This is a genomic window from Ruegeria sediminis (genome assembly GCF_005938215.1).
Taxonomy (GTDB): Bacteria; Pseudomonadota; Alphaproteobacteria; order Rhodobacterales; family Rhodobacteraceae; genus Ruegeria; species Ruegeria sediminis.
Window position 1 is genome coordinate 1 of record NZ_VCPD01000012.1, and the last position, 21,351, is coordinate 21,351.

General features: G+C 54.8%; 21 protein-coding genes and 3 pseudogenes. 14 read left to right on the plus strand and 10 right to left on the minus strand.

Translation table 11 applies throughout. The features are described 5' to 3' along the window. On the plus strand, positions 1-666 hold a 666-nt coding region (locus tag FGK63_RS20155), incomplete at its 5' end, for an ATP-binding cassette domain-containing protein (RefSeq protein WP_138845682.1). Further along, a complete protein-coding gene (locus FGK63_RS20160) occupies positions 666-1,982 on the plus strand; it encodes an HlyD family type I secretion periplasmic adaptor subunit (RefSeq protein WP_138845684.1) in 1,317 nt (438 codons plus the stop codon). The genes FGK63_RS20155 and FGK63_RS20160, both read left to right, overlap by 1 nt. 636 nt (positions 1,983-2,618) lie before the next feature. Here FGK63_RS20160 and FGK63_RS20165 read toward each other — a convergent pair. The 4 genes and pseudogenes from FGK63_RS20165 to FGK63_RS20180 all read right to left on the minus strand — a co-directional run bounded on the left by FGK63_RS20165 (position 2,619) and on the right by FGK63_RS20180 (position 7,089). Next, complete coding sequence (locus FGK63_RS20165) at positions 2,619-3,734, minus strand: HIRAN domain-containing protein (RefSeq protein WP_138845686.1); 1,116 nt, start codon at positions 3,732-3,734, stop codon at positions 2,619-2,621. Positions 3,735-3,980: 246 nt separating this feature from the next. Next, positions 3,981-5,539: pseudogene (gene istA / locus FGK63_RS20170) on the minus strand (IS21 family transposase). A 179-nt stretch (positions 5,540-5,718) separates the two neighbouring features. Continuing rightward, entirely contained in the window at positions 5,719-6,327 is a 609-nt protein-coding gene (locus tag FGK63_RS20175) for a DJ-1/PfpI family protein (protein WP_138845687.1), read from the minus strand. Positions 6,328-6,540: 213 nt separating this feature from the next. Continuing rightward, positions 6,541-7,089 (minus strand): hypothetical protein, encoded by a 549-nt coding sequence (locus tag FGK63_RS20180; protein WP_138845689.1) that lies wholly within the window; start codon positions 7,087-7,089, stop codon positions 6,541-6,543. Positions 7,090-7,398: 309 nt separating this feature from the next. On the opposite strand from FGK63_RS20180, the gene FGK63_RS20185 reads away from it, so the two are divergent. Continuing rightward, the gene (locus FGK63_RS20185; protein WP_171052724.1) at positions 7,399-7,668 is read left to right on the plus strand and encodes a helix-turn-helix transcriptional regulator; all 270 of its coding nucleotides are present in this window, start codon (positions 7,399-7,401) and stop codon (positions 7,666-7,668) included. 265 nt (positions 7,669-7,933) lie between these two features. On the opposite strand, the gene FGK63_RS20190 is transcribed toward FGK63_RS20185, so the two are convergent. Then, entirely contained in the window at positions 7,934-8,296 is a 363-nt protein-coding gene (locus tag FGK63_RS20190) for a hypothetical protein (protein WP_138845693.1), read from the minus strand. A gap of 470 nt (positions 8,297-8,766) precedes the next feature. Here FGK63_RS20190 and FGK63_RS20195 point away from each other — a divergent pair, with 470 nt between their 5' ends. The 3 genes from FGK63_RS20195 (at position 8,767) to FGK63_RS20205 (ending at position 10,828) form a co-directional block, all read left to right on the plus strand. Then, on the plus strand, positions 8,767-9,525 hold the full coding sequence (locus FGK63_RS20195) for an XRE family transcriptional regulator (RefSeq protein WP_138845695.1): 759 nt from the start codon (positions 8,767-8,769) through the stop codon (positions 9,523-9,525). Positions 9,526-9,877: 352 nt separating this feature from the next. After that, positions 9,878-10,120 carry a hypothetical protein gene (locus FGK63_RS20200; protein WP_138845697.1) on the plus strand — a complete coding sequence of 81 codons (243 nt, stop codon included), beginning with the start codon at positions 9,878-9,880 and terminating at the stop codon, positions 10,118-10,120. 90 nt (positions 10,121-10,210) lie between these two features. Further along, the gene (locus FGK63_RS20205; RefSeq protein ID WP_138845699.1) at positions 10,211-10,828 is read left to right on the plus strand and encodes a hypothetical protein; all 618 of its coding nucleotides are present in this window, start codon (positions 10,211-10,213) and stop codon (positions 10,826-10,828) included. Here the strand turns inward: FGK63_RS20205 and FGK63_RS20210 are convergent. Beyond that, entirely contained in the window at positions 10,825-11,130 is a 306-nt protein-coding gene (locus tag FGK63_RS20210) for an H-NS histone family protein (protein WP_138845701.1), read from the minus strand. The two genes, FGK63_RS20205 and FGK63_RS20210, sit on opposite strands and share 4 nt — an antisense overlap. Before the next feature lie 167 nt (positions 11,131-11,297). Here FGK63_RS20210 and FGK63_RS20215 point away from each other — a divergent pair, with 167 nt between their 5' ends. The 3 genes from FGK63_RS20215 (at position 11,298) to tnpC (ending at position 13,574) form a co-directional block, all read left to right on the plus strand. After that, complete coding sequence (locus FGK63_RS20215) at positions 11,298-11,642, plus strand: transposase (RefSeq protein ID WP_138845703.1); 345 nt, start codon at positions 11,298-11,300, stop codon at positions 11,640-11,642. Next, a complete protein-coding gene (tnpB, locus tag FGK63_RS20220) occupies positions 11,639-11,986 on the plus strand; it encodes an IS66 family insertion sequence element accessory protein TnpB (RefSeq protein WP_138845705.1) in 348 nt (115 codons plus the stop codon). The genes FGK63_RS20215 and tnpB overlap by 4 nt, the downstream gene beginning before the upstream one ends. Positions 11,987-12,056: 70 nt before the next feature. Beyond that, the gene (tnpC, locus tag FGK63_RS20225; RefSeq protein WP_138845707.1) at positions 12,057-13,574 is read left to right on the plus strand and encodes an IS66 family transposase; all 1,518 of its coding nucleotides are present in this window, start codon (positions 12,057-12,059) and stop codon (positions 13,572-13,574) included. A gap of 133 nt (positions 13,575-13,707) precedes the next feature. On the opposite strand, the gene FGK63_RS20230 is transcribed toward tnpC, so the two are convergent. Then, positions 13,708-14,502: a hypothetical protein gene (locus FGK63_RS20230; RefSeq protein WP_138845709.1), complete on the minus strand. Its 795-nt coding sequence runs from the start codon at positions 14,500-14,502 to the stop codon at positions 13,708-13,710. Between the two features lie 626 nt (positions 14,503-15,128). Further along, positions 15,129-15,560, minus strand: a pseudogene (locus FGK63_RS20235) (IS6 family transposase); the annotation flags it as partial. Between the two features lie 376 nt (positions 15,561-15,936). Here FGK63_RS20235 and FGK63_RS21240 point away from each other — a divergent pair. Together FGK63_RS21240 and FGK63_RS20245 are read left to right on the plus strand one after the other, a co-directional pair. Then, entirely contained in the window at positions 15,937-16,425 is a 489-nt protein-coding gene (locus tag FGK63_RS21240) for a thermonuclease family protein (protein WP_425471887.1), read from the plus strand. Between the two features lie 65 nt (positions 16,426-16,490). Then, positions 16,491-17,549: a hypothetical protein gene (locus FGK63_RS20245; protein ID WP_138845713.1), complete on the plus strand. Its 1,059-nt coding sequence runs from the start codon at positions 16,491-16,493 to the stop codon at positions 17,547-17,549. Here FGK63_RS20245 and FGK63_RS20855 read toward each other — a convergent pair. Together FGK63_RS20855 and FGK63_RS21245 are read right to left on the minus strand one after the other, a co-directional pair. Beyond that, positions 17,546-17,695, minus strand: coding sequence for a hypothetical protein (locus FGK63_RS20855; protein WP_171052725.1), 150 nt, complete (start codon positions 17,693-17,695; stop codon positions 17,546-17,548). The genes FGK63_RS20245 and FGK63_RS20855 overlap by 4 nt on opposite strands. Before the next feature lie 28 nt (positions 17,696-17,723). Continuing rightward, positions 17,724-17,996 (minus strand): hypothetical protein, encoded by a 273-nt coding sequence (locus tag FGK63_RS21245; RefSeq protein ID WP_138845715.1) that lies wholly within the window; start codon positions 17,994-17,996, stop codon positions 17,724-17,726. 260 nt (positions 17,997-18,256) lie between these two features. Here FGK63_RS21245 and FGK63_RS20255 point away from each other — a divergent pair, with 260 nt between their 5' ends. The 3 genes and pseudogenes from FGK63_RS20255 to FGK63_RS20990 all read left to right on the plus strand — a co-directional run. After that, the gene (locus tag FGK63_RS20255) at positions 18,257-19,786 is read left to right on the plus strand and encodes a B12-binding domain-containing radical SAM protein (protein ID WP_138845717.1); all 1,530 of its coding nucleotides are present in this window, start codon (positions 18,257-18,259) and stop codon (positions 19,784-19,786) included. 378 nt (positions 19,787-20,164) lie between these two features. Beyond that, complete coding sequence (locus tag FGK63_RS20260) at positions 20,165-20,914, plus strand: DUF4274 domain-containing protein (RefSeq protein ID WP_138845719.1); 750 nt, start codon at positions 20,165-20,167, stop codon at positions 20,912-20,914. A 339-nt stretch (positions 20,915-21,253) separates the two neighbouring features. Next, positions 21,254-21,343 (plus strand): annotated as a pseudogene (locus FGK63_RS20990) (IS6 family transposase); the annotation flags it as partial. Positions 21,344-21,351 lie beyond the last annotated feature (8 nt).

The window sequence follows — 21,351 nt, forward strand, 5'->3', positions numbered from 1 at the left end:
CAGCTCAATCCGGGAGAGGCCATCGGGGTGATCGGCAAGAGCGGCTCCGGCAAGACCACGCTGGCCAAATCCATTCTGGGACTGTGGCCCCCTGCGGCAGGTGAGATCCGTCTCGGTGGCGCCAGCCTGGACCAGTATGACCCGGAAGACCTGGGGCGCCACATCGGCTATCTGCCGCAGCAGGTCATCCTGTTCAACGGCACCGTGGCAGAGAACATCGCCCGGCTGTCGCGGAACCCGGATCCGAACAAGGTCATCGCCGCGGCAAAGAAAGCAAATGCCCATGAGCTGATCCTGAGCCTGGAGAAGGGTTATGACACGATCTTGCAGGGCAATGACAGCCAGCTCTCCGGCGGGCAGAAACAGCGGATCGCTTTGGCGCGCGCTCTCTATGGCGATCCGGTCCTGCTGATCCTGGATGAACCCAACTCGGCCCTGGATGCTGATGGCACTGAGGCGCTCAACGCAGCGGTGCGGGAACTCAAGGCTGAAGGCAAGTCGGTGATGATCATGACCCACCGGCCACAGGCGATTTCGGAATGCGACCGGCTGGCGGTGGTGGAGCGCGGCCAGATCGCAAAGATTGGCAGCCGTGATGACGTGCTGAGCGCACTGGTTCAGAATGCCGGGGTGATCAAACGGCAATTTGCCAAGGCGGGTGAGTGATGTCGGATATCGTCGCTGCAAAGCAAGGCCCGGCCTGGCGCATTACGATTCCGGCCATTGTCGGTTTCACCGCCCTGATCATTCTGATTGGCGGACTGGGGATCTGGAGCACCCGGACACAATTGGCCGGCGCCATCGTATCCTCTGGGGTTATCGAGGTTCAGACGAACCGGCAGGTTGTCGAACATCCCGATGGCGGGGTGGTCGGCGAGATCCTGGTCCGCGATGGCGCCAAGGTCGCGGCCGGCGATCTGCTGCTGCGGTTTGATGATACGTTTCTCGCATCCGAAAAGGCCATCGTCGAAGGCCAATTGTTCGAGCTTCTGGCCCGCAAGGCCCGGCTGGAGGCCGAACGGGACGGCGTCAGCGTTCAGGAACTGGAAGACAGGTTTGCCGAACTCCAGAGCCAGGAACCCATTGGCGATGATCTAATGGCCGGGCAGCGGCGGCTGTTTCTGGCCCGTGCGGAAACGTTCGCGAAACAGGCCGAGCAACTGCACGAACAGCGCATTCAGATCGAAAACGAGATTATTGGGACCCAAGCCCAGCTGGTTGCCATGCGCCGGCAGGTCAAGCTGATCGCGAATGAACTTCGGGACCAGCAAAGCCTGCTGAACCGGGGTCTTACCCCGGCCAGCCGGGTTTCCGCCCTGCAACGCGAGGAGGCCGGCCTGGAGGGACAGATCGGCCAGCTGGAAGCCACGGTGGCGCGGCTCAAGGGGCAGATCGCCAGCACCGAGATCGAGGTCTTGCGGTTGACCGCCTCCCGTCGCGAGGAAGCAATCTCCATGCTGCGGGACCTACAGTTCCAGGAGGTCGACCTGGCCGAACGCCGTTTGTCCCTGGCCGAGCGCCTGTCCCGCCTCGACATCCGCGCCCCGGTGGCCGGCACGGTCTACGGCAGCCAGGTCTTCGCCCTGCAATCGGTGATCCAGCCGGGTGAAGCGATGATGTATGTGGTGCCGCAGGATACGCCTTTGCTGGTCGCGGCGCGTGTGGATGCGATCCATGTGGACCAGCTCCATGTCGGTCAACCCGTCACCTTGCGGTTCCCGGCTTTCAACCAGCGCCAGACTCCGGAACTGGAAGGTCACGTCATCAATATCTCGGCCGACGTGTTCACCGATGAAAACACGAGGTTCAGCTTCTACCGCGCCGAGCTTGTTCTCGATGAAGGGCAGAACAAGCGCCTGAACGGGCAGGTCCTCTTGCCAGGCATGCCTGTCGAAGCCCTCATCAAGACAGATGAACGGACGCCACTGTCCTATCTGGTGAAACCGCTGTCGGATTATTTCACGAAGGCGTTCAGGGAGTGAAGTGAATGGCTTTTGCGGAAATTCTCATTCGAGTTTAGAGTTCACCGCGGAATTGCTGTCCAGATCTGAATCTGAACCCCAGTCAGAGGTTTGCGGCCGGGGCAGGGGAGCTGTATCTGGGTCTGCCCAAATCAGAAGTCTTTTCCCGCCTGGCTTGAGCATTTTCCGACCGCGGCGTGTGGGTTGAGGCTGAGTAGGCACTTTGTCCCGCAACATGGAAACCAGCTTTTCGTCTGAGCTGCGGCGCACTGCATTCTTGGAAGGCGCAATTGTCTATCCATCTGTCCGCCGCAGCCAAGCTCTGGATACAATGCTCGCACATACTGCACCAAGCCCAAGCTTGAACCCCCAATCAATAATCATGCCTACCGTGCGCTGCCCCAGTGTTTCGCCGAATGCTCCACACAAAAGGACGCTTCCTCGTCCGGGATATTCCCAGGAGTGCATTGGGCAATGATCCACCAAGACAAGTCCAGTAATGGTAACCGCCGCCGCCACCCCAAAAACGAATGCTGCCAATATGACGAAGTTGCGCAAGATATTCATTTCTTTCCCTAGCTGTAGCGGGTTGCATTGTGAACTGAACCCGGTTTCGACCGGATACCTTGTCTAAGGCAAGTCGACTTCAGTACTTTCCTATTTCCTGGCGCCGGGCGCTGTGGAAACGACAACTCCCAACTTTCTGGCCCTCTCTACAAGGTCACTGTATCGCTTGCCATTCCCACTGGGAAAGTGCCGCGTCCATGCTTCCAGGAATCGCTTTTCCAGATCTTTGTGCCCGGCTTTTCGCAGGATGACCGCGATCCGATAGGCATAGTAGGGTGCCGGCACCTCGCCGGTCTTCAGCCAGAAGTCAAAGCTCTTTTGAACGATTGATACCTGCTGCTCCAAGTTGTTGTCAGCCTTCTTCATGAAGTCCTCGCACTCTCCGTCGGACATTTGAAGATGCGAAAGAGGGTGCTGCTCTTTCGAACGGCGCTCGATTTCTTTTTGGGCACCATCAGAATCGCTGATGAAATCAATCTTTCGACTTTCAATGAGATTGCTGACTTGCTTTCCTGAGAGGGGCTCTGTGGCGTTCATGTGGTCAATCAGGGTCAATAGAATGGAGCTGTCCACATCTATTGCTTGAGCATCGACCGGCGGTTTTTCAGGCGCCTCTTCCCATCCGTTCTCCCTACGAACCTTTACCGGTGGGATTAAACCCGCAACCGACACAATAATCTTAGAGTGGCCAATCTTTGCCTGTTTGAGCTCCGCCGCTGTCGGCATACCAGCGGGCAAGCTGGCCGCTTTCTCTGCAATATCCCGTGGTACGAAACCAATGAAGAATTCCTTGGCATCGACAAAACCGACGACTTTTAGGGCGTTTTTGTCGTATTGATTTATTGGATCAGGAACCAACTTCACACCGAACGAACGACCTCTCGATGAGGCGATTTCAGCCGCCGACAGAAAATCCAGCACTTCTCCCTTTCGATGATGGGTGCCAGCCACCTCAAACCAGCCACTGAAAATCTTCCAGTTTACCCAATCACCAGCCGGATGGTTTTTGCTGAACTGGATGACCCGCATCCGGTCGTCAGGGCTAGGCCTGAAAACACCGCTGCTCTGGGTGCGATGGTGCGATGGGGCAGGGGGTCGAGGCTGCTCCAAGGGTGGCCCACCGGTCTCATTTGATGGCCTTTTGCGCTTGGAAACCAAGATTACGACCAATGCCAGTATGCCCAAAAGAAGAATCAGTTCGGTCAAAATTCCCTCCGTGAAATCGAACTAGGCGCACTTGCACGCCCACAGACAATTGGACTGTCAGCAAGCCGCCAGCGCAACGTTTTGCTATCAAGTCAGCGAATTTTTTTGACCGGTGACATGATATGGTCAGACCCATGAATGACAACTTCGACATCTCTCAGCGACCTGCCCAAAGGGACGTTCAGCGCGCATGTGATGAGGCACTGGAGAATGCGCTCGTTTGTGTCGACGTGGATGGAGCCTACATCAAAACTGTTGAGGATTACGGCTCGGTGAGCACACTGTCAACGGCGGAACGATTTCCGGCCATAGGGCGGCGCAAAACCCGGCCAATTTCAGGTGTGACTGGCGCCTTGGTCCGTCAGGACCAAATCTGGCTTGGCTTTCGACCCGGCACAGCAGCAGGTGCTTCACGGCATCAACGCTGATGGCACCCATTTGCAAGGCCGTCTTCACCGCGGCATGGACGTCCTCCATCTCGAAGCTCTCGATCAACCGCAGGACCTGCACGGACTCGCGCCGAACGGCCTTGAGCAAACGCGCCTCCATCAGCCGTTGAAGAGTATGGAAGGCCTTGGGAAGATCCCAGTTCGCCAGCGGCGCGGCCTGGTCGAACGCCCCGATCTTCTGTTCGATCAGGGGAAGGTAGTGCAGCGGATCGAAGATCATGTCTTCGCGGTCGTAGCTGCGCGGGTGCCGCGCAATGACGTCGCCGCCGCAACCGATCACCACCCGGTCAACGTAGCCGCGGATCCAGACATCACGGTGACCGTAGGCGACCGGCACTGAATAGTCGTTGGTCTTGTAGCGCACGAGTGACAGGGAACTGACACGGCCCGTGGCCTGGTCGCAAGCCTCGAAGGGCCTGGCCGGCAACGCAGCCATCGCGTCCAGATCATGCTGAAGCCGCTCGCCAATCGTCGCGCCATGATCGCGCAGCGTATCGCCCTGGCGCCTCCGGCTTTGTTCTTCCAGCCATAGATTGAAGGCCTCCCAGGTTGGGAAGCTCGGGACCGGCACCATGAAGTTGCGTCTGGCATAACCGACCAGGCCCTCGACCGCACCTTTGTCGTTGCCCTTTCCAGGGCGGCCATACCGATCCCGGATCACGTAGTGAGACAGAACCTCGCTGAAGAGCCGGGCCCGCCTGCGTGCCCCATCCGGCTGGATGCGGGCAACCAGGCAGCGGTCATTGTCGTAGAGCACCGAGAGAGGGACACGGCCGACGAAGGCAAAGGCATGCACATGGCCGTCCATCTGTCACCCGGCAGGCGATTGCGAAGCAAGCTGCCGAGAGGGCATGCCTCGGCTGGCGCCGCAGGATAGGCGCGAACATAACAGGCATCGCTATGCGGCAAATCCAGTGCGAAGAAATGGGCTTTCTGCTCGACCCCGCCGATCACGACGGTCGCTTCGCCACAATCGGCCTGTGCGTGACCCGGCGGATGCTGGAGCGGCACGAACATCTCGCGGCTGCGGCGGGCATGCTCACGGACATAGTCCTTGATGATCGTGTAGCCGCCGGCAAAGCCATGCTCGTCGCGCAGCCGCTCGAAAATCCGTTTCGCCGTGTGGCGCTGCTTGCGCGGCCGCTCCTGATCTTCCAAAAGCCACTGGTCGATGATCATCGTGAACTCGTCCAACTTCGGACGCCGGATCGGGGCCGTTCGCCGAGAGCCCGGCGGCACCGAAAACACGATCATCTTGTCGACGCTGTCGCGCGAGATCCCAATATGACGGGCGATGGCTCGCTTGCTCATGCCGTCGCGGAAATACGCATGGCGAACCTTCCGATAAAGTTCCACGGTGAAAAATGCTCCCGCCCTCCCTGAAACCAGAAAGGGCCAAAACTGGCCGGTTTTTACGCCGCCCGCAGCAGGATCATCCCGCCGCTACCGTGGCAGTCTCTCGCACCGCCGCTTACATGGTCTACATACGGGGCAGTTGTTCAAAACGATAGGCGCTGGCGAAGTGCTCAGCCTAGTCAAACGAGGCCGTGGACCTGCGCAAATGGGTCCCAGTCTTTGTCCATATGCCAGTCGTACTCGCTCCATGTCGCGACCTTTTTGGCTGTCTCGCGGTCGTGCATCAGCGCGATGGCTCCCAGAGCCATATCCATCCCGGCTGAGACACCGGATGATGTAATGAACTTGCCGTCTTCGACCCATCGGGCTTGTTTCACCCAATCTACCTTCGGATATTGACCCGCGATTTTGGTGTAGGCCGCTTTGTTTGTCGTTGCGCGACGCCCATCCAAAACACCAGCACCTGCAAGAAGCAAACTGCCTGTGCATACACTTAAGACATACTCCGCAGAATCTGACGTGGTTCTGATCCAATCCAGGAGAGCCGTGTTGTTCACTTCGCCGCGCGTCCCCATTCCTCCGGGGATGAACATGACATCGAAATGAACTGAATCCTTAATCGTTGTGTCCGGATTGGCACGAACTTGTTGATTGCTTGCGATGGGATCAGACGTCTCTGCGACCAGTTGGAGGTTAAAATCGTCTTTGAGCAGCCCGAACATCTCAAGCGGCCCGAAGAGGTCCAGCAACTCAAACCCAGGAAAGATCAACGCCCCTACACGCCGCATTGCTTGGCCTCTCTCATCAAATCACTTAGACCGCACATTAGCGCTGACCAAATGGTCGCTCCACCTTCAATTTGGTGGCCCCTGTCTCGTCGATTTAATGACCGGACAATCGTACATCTTGCAGCATCGAGCTGTTTGGGCTCGAAGCCGCTGTCGGCCCATACTTGTCAGATGACCGCTCAGCGGACAAAACGGACCTTCACAGGAAGCCTTCTATAAGGAATTTGAGGTTATGCAGGACACAAACGCTCGCGCATTGCGCGACATGTGCTGCCAATGGGGTAGAAGCTTCAGGGAATAATCGATATCGAAGTCGACCAGCGGCGACTCCATGTAATGCCGACAGCCCGGATACGGGACTGAACCGGGCTTTTTGCACGTTATCACGTCGGTGATTTGACCACTGGAGTTGCGGGAAATGTACAGGTCTGTATCACTGGCAACGCTGGTTTCTGGATCTCTGGAGGGTGGAGCATCTGACACCAGTGTTTCCAATCCAAGTATCGAATCGACGGCGTAAAACTCGGGCACATCAGTGACTGTGTATCCTCGAATGCGCGTGGCGAAATGCTCAGCGACAGAGTCCATCGGCCTATAGTCGGTCAACAAAATACCGACATAGGGCCCCTCCTGACGTTTTGGCAAAAGCTCAGGTGGCCAGGGCGTGAATCTCTCACCGTGAATCCGCAGAACCTGACCTTGCCGCGTCGTGCTATCTCGCCATTTGAGTCGCGGGTCGAAATAACCGCGCGGGATGCTCAATCGAACCTTCTCCGCGCCAGGCTGAAACTCAAGGAAAACAGTTAGATTGGTCGACTGGTCCGAAGAGCAAATGAACGGCGATGGCTCGAAAGTAGACGCATCGTAGATTTCAGCGGTTGATCGGGACGTGACAGCTACCACAGGGAGTATGCCGACGATTATCGAGATGGTCCGGAGGATTACATTCCGCATCTACTCAAAGTAGAAAATCCATACTAGAGATTCAAGCACAGCGTTTCACGTTGCCCCGGCAAACCTATGTCTTAGAAGGGCTCGAAGCGGACAAAGGGCTCGGTTATGATCTCGACCATGGATCCAGATATTCGAGCATATGATGAGGCCATTGCTGCGAACGAAGAAACGTTTCCCGATCATGTGGCAAAGCGGCTGATTAACGGGGAAGTCCCACTCAAAGTTTTCCGCGAATATCGTGGTTTGGCAGGGGCCGATCTAGCGAGCAGGGCAGGGGTCCAGTTGGATCAGATTATGGCAATCGAGGCCGGAAATAGTCAGGGCTCACCTGAGATCATGAATAGTTTAGCGACTGCGTTAGGATTGGAGAGCGATGACCTGACCTGATCGGTTTTCCCAGGTCTCGGCCAACGGTCCTGTCATAATGTCAGCGAGTGAATGGCCGTTGCGCCCATGCCATTCTGCCTGAGCGGCGAGGACCCCAGCTTTCTCCCTGATCAAGGTAGGGACATCGGTCTCTGGATCGGCGGTGGTATTCTGGGGGCAGGTGCTTTGTCATCAGCTTTCATGTCATGAAACTATATGGTCGTCGCAACAATAGAAACCCCGAACAACGACCAGGGTTTCTGAACCTTGCCAATGAAACTGATTTTCAGACCGCAGGTGCAGTCGCCGTGCTCGAAATTTCTTCACGCCATGCATCCATTAGTGGCTCAGGATCGGCACCAGCAATGCAGGCATTCAGAATTTCGTGACCGCGATCACCAATTGCGATGTGATGTGGGATCTCAGTTTCATAACGGCTGCTAATTTTGCCGTTGTACTCGGCACCGTCATGAGCGGGCTCATATGTACTGATGATAGCCTGAGCATCCGTCCAATCTGACCAGCTGGCGCCATTGTTGTCATTGTTGCCGACCACACAGTCGATCAACCATTCAACGGCATCGTACTGGGCCATTTCTGTGGCATCAGCAAATGCGAATGGTCCGTCAGCGCTTCGATTTAGAGTCATCTGGTTCTCCTGAAAAGGTCGCATGTGTGCGCCATGTGCGGGCCACAAGCGGGATTGGTTATGCTGCCTACACGGCAGAGAACGACCACCAGAGCACCGGAAAATGCCGGCGAGGAACACCAATGATATCCCTCGCCTCTAAGCCGCCTGTGCGGCACGTTGATGTTGCTTACGAAACTCACGCGAAGCGGGTCTCTATTTGTAAGCCAGGTCCCGATTGGGCCCTGTTTTCTTCTAAGCCGCCTGTGCGGCTGACACCGGCTTTCGACAGCGTCCATTCGAACACTTGCTGAATATACTATGGCCCCAGAAGGGTCAACAAAAAAATCGCTATAAGCAACTGTTTTGTAACATTTTTTTGTAATACAAATGGTATTACAAACCATCCAGTAACCTTCAATAATGCACCCCTTTAACTTCCTATATTGAAGCTTCTTGTATCTTGCTCCCGTGGACCCAACTTTGTCACCATGGCAATTGAAGGCAGGGAAATGCATCTAACGGGCATCAGCAAATCAGATCGGACCAAACTCAGCCTGGCGACCGAGATCACCAAGCGCATTCAAAAAACAGGGCTGTCTCAGCGCGACGTTTCCAAGCAGATCGGCCTGAGCCGCACCAAGATCGTGGCCATGAAACAAGGTCGGGTCGGCGGGATCAGCCTAGAGAAAATGCTGGCTATTCTGGAAGAACTGGGTGAGCGCGTGGCAATCGTGATTGGTGAGGATGCTAGGGAGACATGCATCGAGTACGAAACCGACATGGAACGCTATCTCAGGATCCATGGCGATGGACCGATCCCCAAAAAGTATATTTCTGGTTTCATGGTCAATCTGGCGGCCGGGTTTTCTGTAGAAATTTTGGCAGATCCCAAGGAGTGGGAGAGATACCAGCTGCCGTTTGGCGGCATGTGGGACGATATCGTGCATCGCCCGGAAGATCGTGAGGTCGAAAAAGCTCTGAAATGTATGTTGTATTCGGCCTTGAGGGCAGGGGAGACTGAGCGATCCTGGCGCCAGCATCAGAACACTTTTGACCTGGCTCGCAGTCAACTGCGTCACGAAAAACAACTGGTGCCGCGACTAGATCAGGTTCTCCAGCGTGCTCACCGTGTCGTGTGCGAGATGGCTCGCGATTTCGGGCGGCATCAGCGGAAGCTGGCGGAATTTGAGCGATCCAAGGATCAGGGGAACGACACGGAGTTGGTGATGTTCAGTGATTTCAAATAGTCATAAATTAACGCAATCATGGTTGCAAACAACCGCATTTGGGAACTCAAAAAGAAATACTGCGAAACCCTAAATAATCTCTGGACTGGGAATTGCACCGGTGCTATTTGGAACTCAATCAGGGACCCCGAGCCAATAATAACAACAAACAATCGGGGATAAACCTGGCGCAGGCAAATCGACACTGCCACCCCGTCATAGCGGGGATATATCAGGTGTCCGAAATCAGCTCTTCTCACTGAAGAACTTGTTGGCTTTTTTGTTGACCCGTCGGGGTGCGGCTTTAGGTCAATTTTGCCATAGTTGTTTTCGCATACCTGGTGCGTGGACCAAAGAACAATAGGAGATGATGATGGCCACATATATCATTCAAGACCTGTATGCAGGCATGCTTCAATATATTACGGAGGCTGATAGCCCAGAAGAGGCGATTGAAATTTTCGATTCTGATGTGGGTATAAACTCAAAATCGGTAGATGATTGGATAATCACCGAGGCGACACCGGAAATGGTCGAGGAAGTCGAGGCCTGGGAAGACAAGGGACAGCCAGGCGACGAAGCGCCGGATTGGATGTGCGGTAAAAGCAACTGTTAGTGGGATTGAGTCAATACATTAATTCTGATGTATCGTTTCAACGGCAATTAGCATTCATGGTCTCCCTCACAAATGAAAGGGAGATCAAGAATGCTGACTATAGCCACGCTGCATTACAAGGGGGGTGTTGGAGGCACCCTGCTGGCGATGAACTTGGCTGGAGAGGCCTGTAGACGAGGCTATAAGGCCCGAGTTCTTGATTATGCACATAATAAATGTGCTCTGGATTGGAAAAACCAACGCGAGTCCGAATGGCCGGAGATTCAACTCCCAGTCGTTAATCCACTGATAGAGATCAGGCGAGCCGAACAAGACGGCATCGATGTGCTAATTTTTGATACCGACCGGAAATCTGCCGCGACTGCCCAGGACGCAGATATTGTGGTCGTACCTGGTCGAGCTACCGGCACCCATGAAACTGGGCCTCTCTTCGAATGTGTTGAGGTTGTGGTAGGCAGTCGTGTGCCAGTCCTGCCGGTGCTCAACAAGGTCGAGAATCCTGATGACGAGAGAGTGCAATTTGCCATGGCGACATTAGACAATTCTCCATTGGCTACACTGCCGGCCATGATTGTCGGCAGGTCCAGGGAAATGGATGAGGCCGAAGATCACTGGAAAGCAGTTCAGGAAATGTATCCTGACAGCCAGGCGGCCGATGAGATCAGGGCTTTGTTCGATACTCTGATTGCCCGAAGCTCCAGGGATTAGATTTCAAGATCAGAAATGTCCGATCCATTCTCAAGGGCAGACACCACCCATCCAGGTTTCCGGCCACGACCAGACCACGTCTGCGAATGATCCATCGGATTCCTGTACTTTGGGGCGGCCTTGGATTTGGCGGGTTTCTGATCACTGACCAGTTCCGAAAGCGCGAAGCCGTACTCAGCGGCGGCGGCCGAGGCCGCCGCCTTGGCGTCAATGAGATCCTGGCGCTGGCGATTTGCGATTGCAGTATCGACGTCGTCACGCAGCTGTTTCAGCTGTACTGAAGTCATTTCGCTGAAGTTCATTTTTTTACGCTCCAATTTTCACTTTGTGTGGTCCGATAGATGAAGTGTTGTGATCTGTAAATGAATGTGAGCGTCCGACGAACGCGACCTTGAGGCGTTTGGGCCCGATGTGTGAGACAGATGACCGGGCAATTTAGTGCCCACTAGAATCTGATGGACACCAAAATATGGGCAGAAAGAAAGGTTCCCGGAACTATCCTCTTGCTTTCAAGCGTCAGGTTGTTGCCGAGGCGCTAAGGGCACCGTCGATAGCTGCGGTCGCGCGGCGGCACGGATTGAACGCGAACATGGTGCATCTGTGGTGCAAAGACGACCGTTTCCGCCCCGCGCCTGATCCGGCTGTGCTGCTGCCGGTCGAGGTCGTCGAGGCCGGGCGGGACGACGGTCATAGCGTTTCCCGCGCCGTGTCGAAGGTGGAGATCCTGACGCGGAACGGACATCGCCTGATTGTGACGGATGCCGAAGATCCCGGTGCCATTGCCAATCTTGTACGGGCCCTGGAAGCAGTATGATACCGGTTCCGTCGAACACGAAGGTCTGGGTTGCCGCCGGGGTCACGGATATGCGCAAAGGGTTCAACAGCCTGTCGGCCTATGCCGAGAAGATACTGGCGGAAGATCCGTATTCTGGTCACCTCTTCGTCTTTCGTGGCCGCCGTGGAGACCTGCTGAAGATCATCTGGTGGGACACCCAGGGCGCCTGCCTGTTCTCGAAGCGTCTGGAAAAGGGCCGGTTCGTCTGGCCTGCGGCCAGGGATGGCAAGGTCAACGTGACGCCGGCGCAATTGTCGATGCTGCTGGAGGGCATAGACTGGCGGATGCCGAAGAAGACATGGCGGCCTCTTACGACAGGATAGGTCAATAAATACTGGTGCTTGATCGTTTTCAGGATTCACACTGAGGTCCCCATCCGGTAGATGATCGGGGATGCTGAAAGACCTCGATATAGCGCCGGAAGACCCCGCTGAACTGCGGGCGGTGAACCGGCTTCTGGCCGATGAGGTCAAGGCTCTGACCCTGAAGGTGGAGCAACTTCAGCACCAGCTTGCGGGCCACAACCGGCACCGTTTTGGCTCGAAGTCGGAGGGCCTCGACCAACTCAACCTGACCTTTCAGGAAGACGAACAGATTGCCGAGGCCGCCAAAGCGCAGGCCAAGCCATCCACCAAATCCGAACCGGACAATACGTCCCGCCAGCATAGCCGCAAACCGCTGCCCGACCATCTGGAACGTAACGATGAGATCCTGTCCCCTGGTGAAGAGTGCCGCCGCTGCGGTGGGGCTTTGAAGACGCTTGGGGAGGATGTGACCGAGGAACTGGAATATGTCCCCGGCAGGTTCGTGGTGAACCGGATCGTCCGTCCGCGCATGGCCTGTTCATGCTGTGTGGCGATTGTACAATCACCGCTGCCGTCTCGCCCGATAGATCGCGGTCGTCCAGGGCCGGGCCTTTTGGCGCATGTGCTGGTCGGCAAGTATTCCGACCATCTCCCCCTGTACCGCCAAGCGCAAATCTTCGCCCGTGAAGGCGTCGACCTGGATCGCTCCACCCTTTCCGATTGGGTCGGGCGTTCGACAGCCCTTCTGGAGCCGCTTGCCGACGCCATTGGCCGGTTGGTCCGGCAGGGCGAGGCCATTTTCGCCGACGACACACCGGTGAAGATGCTGGCGCCAGGTCAGAAGAAGACAAAGACGGCACGGATCTGGACCTACGTCCGCGACGAGCGGCCATGGTCCGGGCAGTCGCCTCCCTGCGCCTGGTATCAGTTCACCGTGGATCGCAAAGGCGCCCATCCTGTCACTCATCTCTCAGGTTACAAAGGCTGGGTCCATGCCGATGGCTATTCCGGATTCAACGGATTGTTCGGCGACGACAAGGCCCGCGAGATGGCCTGCATGGCGCATGTGCGGCGCAAATTCGTGGATGTCTTCGCCTCGCAGGGGGCGGCCATTGCCGCAGAGGCAATCCGACGGATCGCCGAACTCTATGGCGTGGAGAAAGAGGCGCGGGGCAAACCACCTGACGAGCGGGTGGCGCTCCGGCAAGCGAAGGCCAAGCCGATCTTCGATGACCTTGAGGAATGGCTGCACGCCCAGTTACCCCGAATCTCAGGCAAGTCGCCATTGGCACAGGCAATCCGCTATGCCCTCGGTCGGATGCCGAAAGCGCGACCCTATCTAGACAACGGGGTGCTGGAACTCGACAACAATTCAGCCGAGCGGGCGATGAAGCCTGTGGCCATCGGCAGGAAGAACTGGATGTTTGCCGGTTCCGAGGGTGGCGGAAAAGCTACCGCCATCGCATTCACCCTTGTCGAAACCGCCAAACTGAACGGTGTAGATCCGCAAGCCTGGCTGACTTGGGTGCTGGGACGCATTGCCGATCACAAGATCAATCGTCTCGACGAACTGATGCCCTGGAGTTACGCTGCGCAGGCAGCGTAACCGGGGACGCTTCGTCCGCGCCAGAGCGCATTCGCCGGACGGTCACCCAACACCTCCAAAATTGCCGCGCGAAGAAAATGAACCCGTAACATCTGCCATGAGAGATTCCTACCTACTTATTTTTGTGGAAAAGTTAATTCGCGTCATTTAACAGTTCTTCATGGCGCTTATAGACGGCGCCTAGCAGATCTGCCGGGCAGCTAAGAGAAAAGTCCTCCACAGCATTTCGGCAATAGGCCGAAGCTCTTAACAAAAAGTTTAGCTCACTTTTGTCTATAAAGGGTTCTGAGGCGCGCAAGGATTTGGGTCCCTCTTCCGAATAGTCATATGTTGAAAACACTGGTAACACACCCAGAGAAGACGGAATCATAAAATCAATACAGGCTTCTTGTTGTTCCTTTGAGTTACTGGCATCTATCACTACCACAAAACTGTTTATTTTATTTTCCTCATTAGCGCTCCACGCCGCGTAGCAACCAGGGCCTTGAAAAGGTAAACCTGACGCAAATAAACTGCGAATCTCAGGGCGCGCATCTTGAAGATCGATATCTACATCTCTGCCAACATAGATTATCTCCGCTGTTCTTGCCTCGGGGTCTTTGAACTCTGCAAAATGGACTACTAGGTTTGCCTCATGGCCAATACGTTCTTTCGGCGAGAACCAACTATTTGGTCTCCCCACCATTGCAAACTTCGTTTCCGCCTGACCAGAAAGCACTTGTGCAAGGGACGCAGATTGTAGGCCAAGATCCGCAGGCACACTACCAACTGCTTCGAAAGCGATGCCTTCTGGCCAATAGCTAAGAGTTAGTAACTCAGCGTTTTCTCTTATGTAACGGTCGGTGGGGACAGCCAGATCAGAAAAATCTTGCGCCCAAGCGTTGGTAGCAAGCACTACTAGGCCTATGGAACTTACTATTTTTGACATTTTCTCGCCTCCCTGGCCCCCAAAAACACAACCCTAAGCAAGGTTTTCATATCTTAGTCAACTTAAGGATTAAACTGTCAACTACGGAAGAGTGTCTGTTCACGCCGCCACCCATGTTAACTCTGCGCGTCAACTGACCTGGGCGTCGACTCCGTCTCAGAACTTCGAACTTGGGAACGACTGTTTGACTGTGTCCAAATCCACGCTGACGCTGGATTCGCCAAACCAATCTTTGTTTCACAGTCAGCACCGTCAACCCTGTCAGCCTCTGGTATTTACCTTGGTTTTGCTGAGCAACATGTTCGGCAACCAGATTGATCGGTGTACCATTTATGGGCTTTCGTGGCTTCGGGCATGACTACGTGCTTCACCATTTGACCACTCCAATCATATTTCTCCGCGCAAGACCCGACATTCGTCGCGTCGTCGAAAAATTGCAAGATGGGCTCTGACCGGGCATTTCCGATGCTTTGGCAGACGGTGCTGACAGTGCTGACGATAAAGTTTGGGTGGTATTCACTTGGGGCGGGTGACGCTTTTCGGATTCGGCGCTTCCAGAGTGCTTCCACGGCGGGTGTTGTCAGACAGATTCTAACCAGTCTCGTCAAGGGCAGTGACACTGCCCTTTATGCCGCGCCAAGCTGGCGCCACTCGGCGAGAGCGGCGTTGCGGATCAGCTTGAAATTCGCTCGCGTGTAGAGATGACGCTCCTGGTTGAAATGGTTGTAGACAGAGGAATGGACGGCGGCGAATTTTTGTAAACTTCGCATGCGCCGAAAGCGCTGCATGGCTCGTTCTCGTCGCCGGAACGGCAAATGTGAGTTCTCGATCCGGTTGTTGAGCCAGCGACCTGTGAGCTGCAGATCGGCAGCTCCGATTTCCCGCAAAGCGGCCCAGTAGGAGGGAAACCTGTCGGTCACCAGAACTTCCGGCCGACCGTAGCGCCGCATCAATTTTCTGAGGAATTTCAGTGCCGCACGCCCGTTCCGGCGTTTAGTGACAACCGCTTCCAGTACTTCGCCTTCGTGATCAATCGCCCGCCACATGTAATGGCGCTCACAAATGAATGATATTTGTTATCACAGGTGCCAAGCTTTGAACTAAGTCGCTTCTGAAATGCCGTTTTCCCAAGAAAAGCTGGACCAGTTGAAGTCTGGAGTATCCCGAAAGCTGACTTCAGGCTCGATCAACGACTGGGAACGGAATTTTCTGGTCAGCATGCAGGCCAAGTTGGATCGATACGGCCAGCGCACAAAACTGTCTGACAAACAGTATTCAACGCTTATGCGGCTGGTATCGACCGCGTCTGAGAACGAGACCGTGATCCGCATCTTGGCAGGTCCAAAACGACAGCAAGCATGGCCGGCCCGTAGACCAGTACGACGCAAGAGGATCCATAGGCCTCGCCTGAAGAAAAGCCCAAAAGCCTACTTGATGCTGGTGGTGGCTGGTTTCGCGCTCTCTGCTGTCCTCACAACGGAACGCCACTCCGGCAGTTGGCCAGTTTCAAACAGCAGCGGCTCGGAAACCTACCAACAATCGGTTTCGGCCAGCAGTTTTCGTGTCATCGATGGCGATACAGTCAAAATATCTGGTGAGAGCCGAAGTTTCAGGCTGGTCGGGTTCAATACCCCTGAGACCAAATCTGCCCAGTGTTCTGGGGAAAGGGAGCTGGGTAATCAGGCTACGAGGCGTCTGCGCGAAATGCTGTCAGCAGCGTCAGAGATCGAATTCCACAGGGTCAGATGTTCCTGCAAACCTGGGACAGAAGGAACGAAAGCCTGCAATTATGGCAGGTTGTGTGGTCGACTGTACGTTGATGGCCAGGACGTCGGGAGCAGCCTGATCTCTGAAGGGCTCGCGGTCAGATACATATGTGGGGCGACAAGCTGCCCTCTTAGGCCTAGGAATTGGTGTGGATAATCATAATTTGTCGTAGCACGTTTACTACAATTACTATGACGCATTGAAACGATGGAGCAGGACCTTTGTTCTTTCCACCTGAGCCGCTGAGTGTCTACGAGATTGTTGGTGGCAGCTATGCAGCTGACTTTCTGGGCCCCAGAAAGGGTGGCGTAGGTGGCAACGAGGCCGCGTTTAGAGCGTTTCAGCGGGCCTATAAGAATGACACACCGGTCAGCCAACTGATGAAAACTGGAGGTGGACGGCAGCTGTTGCAGGCATACCGAGATCGTTTGGAGCGTCTCAGCATTACGGAGGCTGATCGCGCTTGGTACAGGACTCTGTCCATCAAAGACATGGAGACGCGATGGTCCCAGTTTCTGTTTACGACCAAGCTGGCCCGAACTCTGCCTCAGTCTGTCGACTTTACCTACAAGCTTGCAAAGAGCTCGGCTGCGTGCCGCCAGCTTTGGGATGATGGAGAGCGCGCCTCTGCCTTCCAGATGCTAACTGATTTGCCATGGGCCCATACGGACACGATGCAATGGTATCTGGCGGCATTACGAACCAATGAGCGCGACCTTCCTGAGGCATGGCACTTGCCGGCTCAGATGATGGGAATGATCGCCGCTCTGCAAATGATGATCCTCGAAGGGCGCGAGCGTAGTCCCACCCAGGACGACGCGTGGAGCTTTGCTGAGATGATGGCCGCCAGATATCCTGGCACTGGTCACCTTGCGGCTATCCGCTACTATTTGGAACGGACAAAGGCGGCCACCGAAATCGAAACGAATTTCGATTTTGATGAGAGGGCTTTTTCCCAATATCGAAACCAGGACACCAGGCAGCGTGAAGCCAAGAAGTTTCGAGCAGGCAAGGTCGTCCCTTCGCATCAGACATGTCTGAACATCAATGAAAATATGAGATCGGACATGTCGGAGAAATCAGCCGGGCAACTCTTTATACTCGCGAACGTCGCATGCTTTTTTCAGAAGGCATTTGACCGCTTGCAGAAAAATCGTGAACTCACGCTCGATCCGATGACTCTTTTCGACGACTACCAGGCATTTCGCGAAATGCCCAAAGAGAGGTTGCAGGAAGCCACGAACTTGGCAGCCTCCCACACCCCTGCTATGACACCTTAATCGTCATCCTCGTAGGCATTCTGCCAATCGTCAGGCCGCTCGTCATATCCGCGGTCGCTCCAGTATGTGTCGTGTTCCGGGTTCAGTTGGTTTGCGCGGTTGTCGATCTCGTCTTGGCTGTGTTCGTTTCCGTTAAAGCGTCCCATGTGCTTTCCTTTCGTTGCTTGGGTAGCCTCAACTTATGACTAGGAAGATGCCTCTTCGAGTGGGGAAATGGCGACAACTGAAGATCGATTGCTTAAAACCGTGTAGCCGGAGTCGCCTACGGCTGGGGCGAAATAGTACGTTGCCCTTCGCGGTCAGGGTTTTCCTGAGCCGCAACACCGCATCCGCCGAATTCACGATGGTGCCGTGAAACCTGATCTCGCCTCCACGTCCATCCTCAGCAACCGCAACGGCAATCGTATCCTTGTGGACGTCCAGCCCCACATAAAGCGTTTTGTTCATTCGCATTTCCTTCGTCGAACAAATCCATGTTCGTCGAGAAAATCACGGGCACTGCGCCCGCCGCAAAACGCTCATCTGGTCTAAGGCGCAGTCCCGTCATTCATTCAGGGTGCAGCGAATTCTACCGAAGAGCCCATACTGCCGAATGCTGCAAAACCTACGAATGGCGGCTTCGCAACGGTAGTAAACGACTTTTTTGAATTAGTTGGCATTTCGACAGACTTCAGTCACGCTTAGGTTGAGCAATAAAGGGGCAATAGATGCGAGTTTTGCTAATCAATCCGCCATACCGGGCCGTAACCAGCAAGCTTGGCGTTGGCGAACAAGTACCGCTTGGACTGCTGTCGATTGGCGGGCCGGTTTCCGATGCAGGCCACGAGGCAAAGCTCATTGATGCAGAGGCGCGACATATGAAAATCGGCGCGATTGTCTCAGAAGCCGTGGCCTGGAAGCCAGACGTAATCTTGACAGGTCATTCAGGTTCGACGCCCGCGCACCTTACTGCGATGCGGATGTCGCGTGCGCTGAAAGACGCCCTCGGGCAAGTGCCGATCATCTATGGTGGAGTCCATCCGACTTATCATGCAGAAGACATTCTTCGCGAAGAACCACAGATAGACATATTGGTGCGCGGCGAAGGCGAAGCGACGATTGTCAATTTGTTGAACGCAATCGACACCAAGAAGGACTTGGCAAGCATCGGCGGAATTGCAGTGCGAAAAGACGGCCAGCCACTCCTGACCTCAACGTCACCGCCAATCGCCGATCTGGACGAATTCCGGGTCGGCTGGGAGTTGATCGAAGATTGGAATTTGTATCAGTGCTGGGGCCTTGGTCGGTCCGCACTGGTTCAATTGTCGCGCGGTTGCCCGCATCTCTGCTCATACTGTGGGCAAAGGGGATTCTGGACGAAACAGCGGTACCGGACGCCGGAGCGGTTGGCCGACGAAATCGCATGGCTTCACAAGGAACACGGTGTCAAATTCGTCGATCTGGCGGATGAAAACCCCACCACTTCTAAAAAGAAATTTCTGCGCTTCCTTGAAGCGCTCATCTCACACGACTTGGATGTCAAGCTTTTTGCGACCCTGCGGGCTGACGACATTGTCCGGGACGCAGATATTCTGCACCTCTATAAGAAGGCCGGATTCGAGTGCTTTCTGATGGGAATGGAAACCACTGATGCGAAGACGCAAGCTTTGATCCGCAAAGGCTCGACAGTGGCGAAGGATCGCGAAGCGGTCCGCTTGCTTCGTAGTCATGGGATTATTTCGATGATGGGCCATGTAGTCGGTTTCGAAGAAGAGACAGACAAAGACTATTGGAACGCGCTGCGCCAAATCCTGTTCTACGATCCGGACCTCATCAATGCCATGTATGTAACTCCGCATCGATGGACACCATTTTATGCGGAGATCGCCAAGCGCGGCGTCATACAACCGGACCTGTCAAAGTGGGATTACCGACACCAAGTTCTTTCGACACCACATATCCCGGCTTGGCGTGTGTTTCTCTGGGTCAAAGTAACCGAGATGGCTGTGTCGTTGAGACCTCGGGCATTGATGCGTATCATACTACACGAAGACCGCTCAATCCGGCGAGCGCTTCGTTGGTGTTTCTGGCGGTCTGGTTTGGTCTGGCTCGACGAAATCTTGGATTTTCTGTTTAGGGATTGTCGACTGAAGCATCCAGTCCCGCTCAAGGACTTACGAGGAGATCCAGAGCCCGAAAAAGAATACATACTTTCACGGTCGGGAACGAAATCGGTGCGGAACCAAAACGCGGCTTGACCAGAAACCAAGTATTCCTGACTTCGGCTTTCGCCACCGAACTTTCTCTTCCACAAAAGCGTTCATTCCCATCCGTTTCCTGATCGGCAGCAAATTGCGCTTGCTGCCAGTCCAAGGCTGACTAGGTGAACGGCCCCTGCCTCAGTAATCTGCCATTCACGCTTGGCGCGGTGAAGGTTCCCTGGTCTGGGCCTTGCACGAGTTGATGGTGGGGCCGGCGGCGCGGCACAGGCGGTCGAGGCTGCGGGTTTTGTGAGGAATCGAAATCTACTTTGAGTTGATTTATTTTTAGTATTAGGTGTTACTGCCTTTGACTGAGGAAGCCTTTGGCTTCTGAATGGTGAGAAAATCCTACAAGGATAGGGAAGTAGACAGGCTGTGCTGAAGATACTCAAAGCGATTATTGGAAAACAAACCTCTAATCCGATTGCGCCCCGTGAGCCAAGAAAGCCTTCGGAGGAACAACTCAATCACTACTGGGCCGAAATAGACTTGGCGAAGGCACGGAACCAGACGTATCCGACAGACCCACAAGATATGGTTCCAGTTCCAGAGAGAGCGTTGTTTAGGGATGGTGAATACTTCGGTCATCCCCTGAATTCGTTCGGAGTATCTCTTGAAGAAATAGTACCATTTCTTGACGTCCACCGCGATCAATCGTTGTGGTTTTCGGTCGTAGCAGGTTTGAACTACGACATTTCCCTGACATTCGAAGTTATCGAGTGGATTCTTGCTCAACCTGACTGCGACGCTTTGGTCGCGGTCAAAGCATTTCAATACTTGGCAGGCCCTTATTTTTGCGGAGAACCCTCAGATGATCCGTACGCGGTCAAAGCAAATGCACTGCGCCCCCTAAGCGTCATTGTTGAGCGAGAGCAAGCCGGTATAGATTATGTCGTCGGCCTAGCGTACGACAATCGATCCATGGACGGTGTTACTGGGAAAAGGCTTCTTGAGGAAGCAAGGCGAGCAAAGAGCAAATTAACAGAAGATCAGCAGTCCATTCTTGAAATCCCGGAGAAAACTCTACTTGCAGGAGGCGGTGGAGCGAAGCCGATTGAGAAGTATTCTGTTGATGAAGACGGCATTCTAGCATTGTCCAAAAGTCAGGCAGCGATACTTCATTAGATCTTAGCCTGGTCAGTTGAAGTGTTGCCCAACCCACGTACGCCCCATTCGCGCGGCTTAAACTTTTCTCCCTCATAACTCCTCTTAACAAGCCGGGCAGAGCGGCGGGGGAAACCCTTCGCCCCGGCTCGCAGATTGTTGTGGCCGGACACGGAACAAGGTTTGGGATTTTGTGGCCGAAGTGAGAAAGGTTGATCACCCTTAAGGCGTGGTCGTGGGATTGATCATCTAGCAAAGACCGTTTTGTTCCCGCTAAGCAGTCGTTCACACATCACACAGCCTGCCTCTGTCAGAAGAAACCGGCTTGAGGCGGGTAGGGCGGTTTCGTAGCCTCGCGCCATGACCAAACGATCCCCGTTTCGCTACTTCAAGACCAGCCCCGAGATTATCCGCCTGGCGGAGATGCTGAATGTCCGGTTTCCTCTCGCTTAAACGTC

What these genes read in the sequence shown, in the direction of transcription:
- FGK63_RS20160 (WP_138845684.1), top strand. Translation starts at nt 666, where the DNA reads ATGTCGGATATCGTCGCTGCAAAGCAAGGCCCGGCCTGGCGCATTACG.
- FGK63_RS20175 (WP_138845687.1), bottom strand. Translation starts at nt 6,327, where the DNA reads ATGCGGCGTGTAGGGGCGTTGATCTTTCCTGGGTTTGAGTTGCTGGAC.
- FGK63_RS20185 (WP_171052724.1), top strand. Translation starts at nt 7,399, where the DNA reads ATGGATCCAGATATTCGAGCATATGATGAGGCCATTGCTGCGAACGAA.
- FGK63_RS20190 (WP_138845693.1), bottom strand. Translation starts at nt 8,296, where the DNA reads ATGACTCTAAATCGAAGCGCTGACGGACCATTCGCATTTGCTGATGCC.
- FGK63_RS20195 (WP_138845695.1), top strand. Translation starts at nt 8,767, where the DNA reads ATGGCAATTGAAGGCAGGGAAATGCATCTAACGGGCATCAGCAAATCA.
- FGK63_RS20200 (WP_138845697.1), top strand. Translation starts at nt 9,878, where the DNA reads ATGGCCACATATATCATTCAAGACCTGTATGCAGGCATGCTTCAATAT.
- FGK63_RS20205 (WP_138845699.1), top strand. Translation starts at nt 10,211, where the DNA reads ATGCTGACTATAGCCACGCTGCATTACAAGGGGGGTGTTGGAGGCACC.
- FGK63_RS20210 (WP_138845701.1), bottom strand. Translation starts at nt 11,130, where the DNA reads ATGAACTTCAGCGAAATGACTTCAGTACAGCTGAAACAGCTGCGTGAC.
- FGK63_RS20215 (WP_138845703.1), top strand. Translation starts at nt 11,298, where the DNA reads ATGGGCAGAAAGAAAGGTTCCCGGAACTATCCTCTTGCTTTCAAGCGT.
- tnpB (WP_138845705.1), top strand. Translation starts at nt 11,639, where the DNA reads ATGATACCGGTTCCGTCGAACACGAAGGTCTGGGTTGCCGCCGGGGTC.
- tnpC (WP_138845707.1), top strand. Translation starts at nt 12,057, where the DNA reads ATGCTGAAAGACCTCGATATAGCGCCGGAAGACCCCGCTGAACTGCGG.
- FGK63_RS20230 (WP_138845709.1), bottom strand. Translation starts at nt 14,502, where the DNA reads ATGTCAAAAATAGTAAGTTCCATAGGCCTAGTAGTGCTTGCTACCAAC.
- FGK63_RS21240 (WP_425471887.1), top strand. Translation starts at nt 15,937, where the DNA reads ATGCTGGTGGTGGCTGGTTTCGCGCTCTCTGCTGTCCTCACAACGGAA.
- FGK63_RS20855 (WP_171052725.1), bottom strand. Translation starts at nt 17,695, where the DNA reads ATGGGACGCTTTAACGGAAACGAACACAGCCAAGACGAGATCGACAAC.
- FGK63_RS21245 (WP_138845715.1), bottom strand. Translation starts at nt 17,996, where the DNA reads ATGAACAAAACGCTTTATGTGGGGCTGGACGTCCACAAGGATACGATT.
- FGK63_RS20255 (WP_138845717.1), top strand. Translation starts at nt 18,257, where the DNA reads ATGCGAGTTTTGCTAATCAATCCGCCATACCGGGCCGTAACCAGCAAG.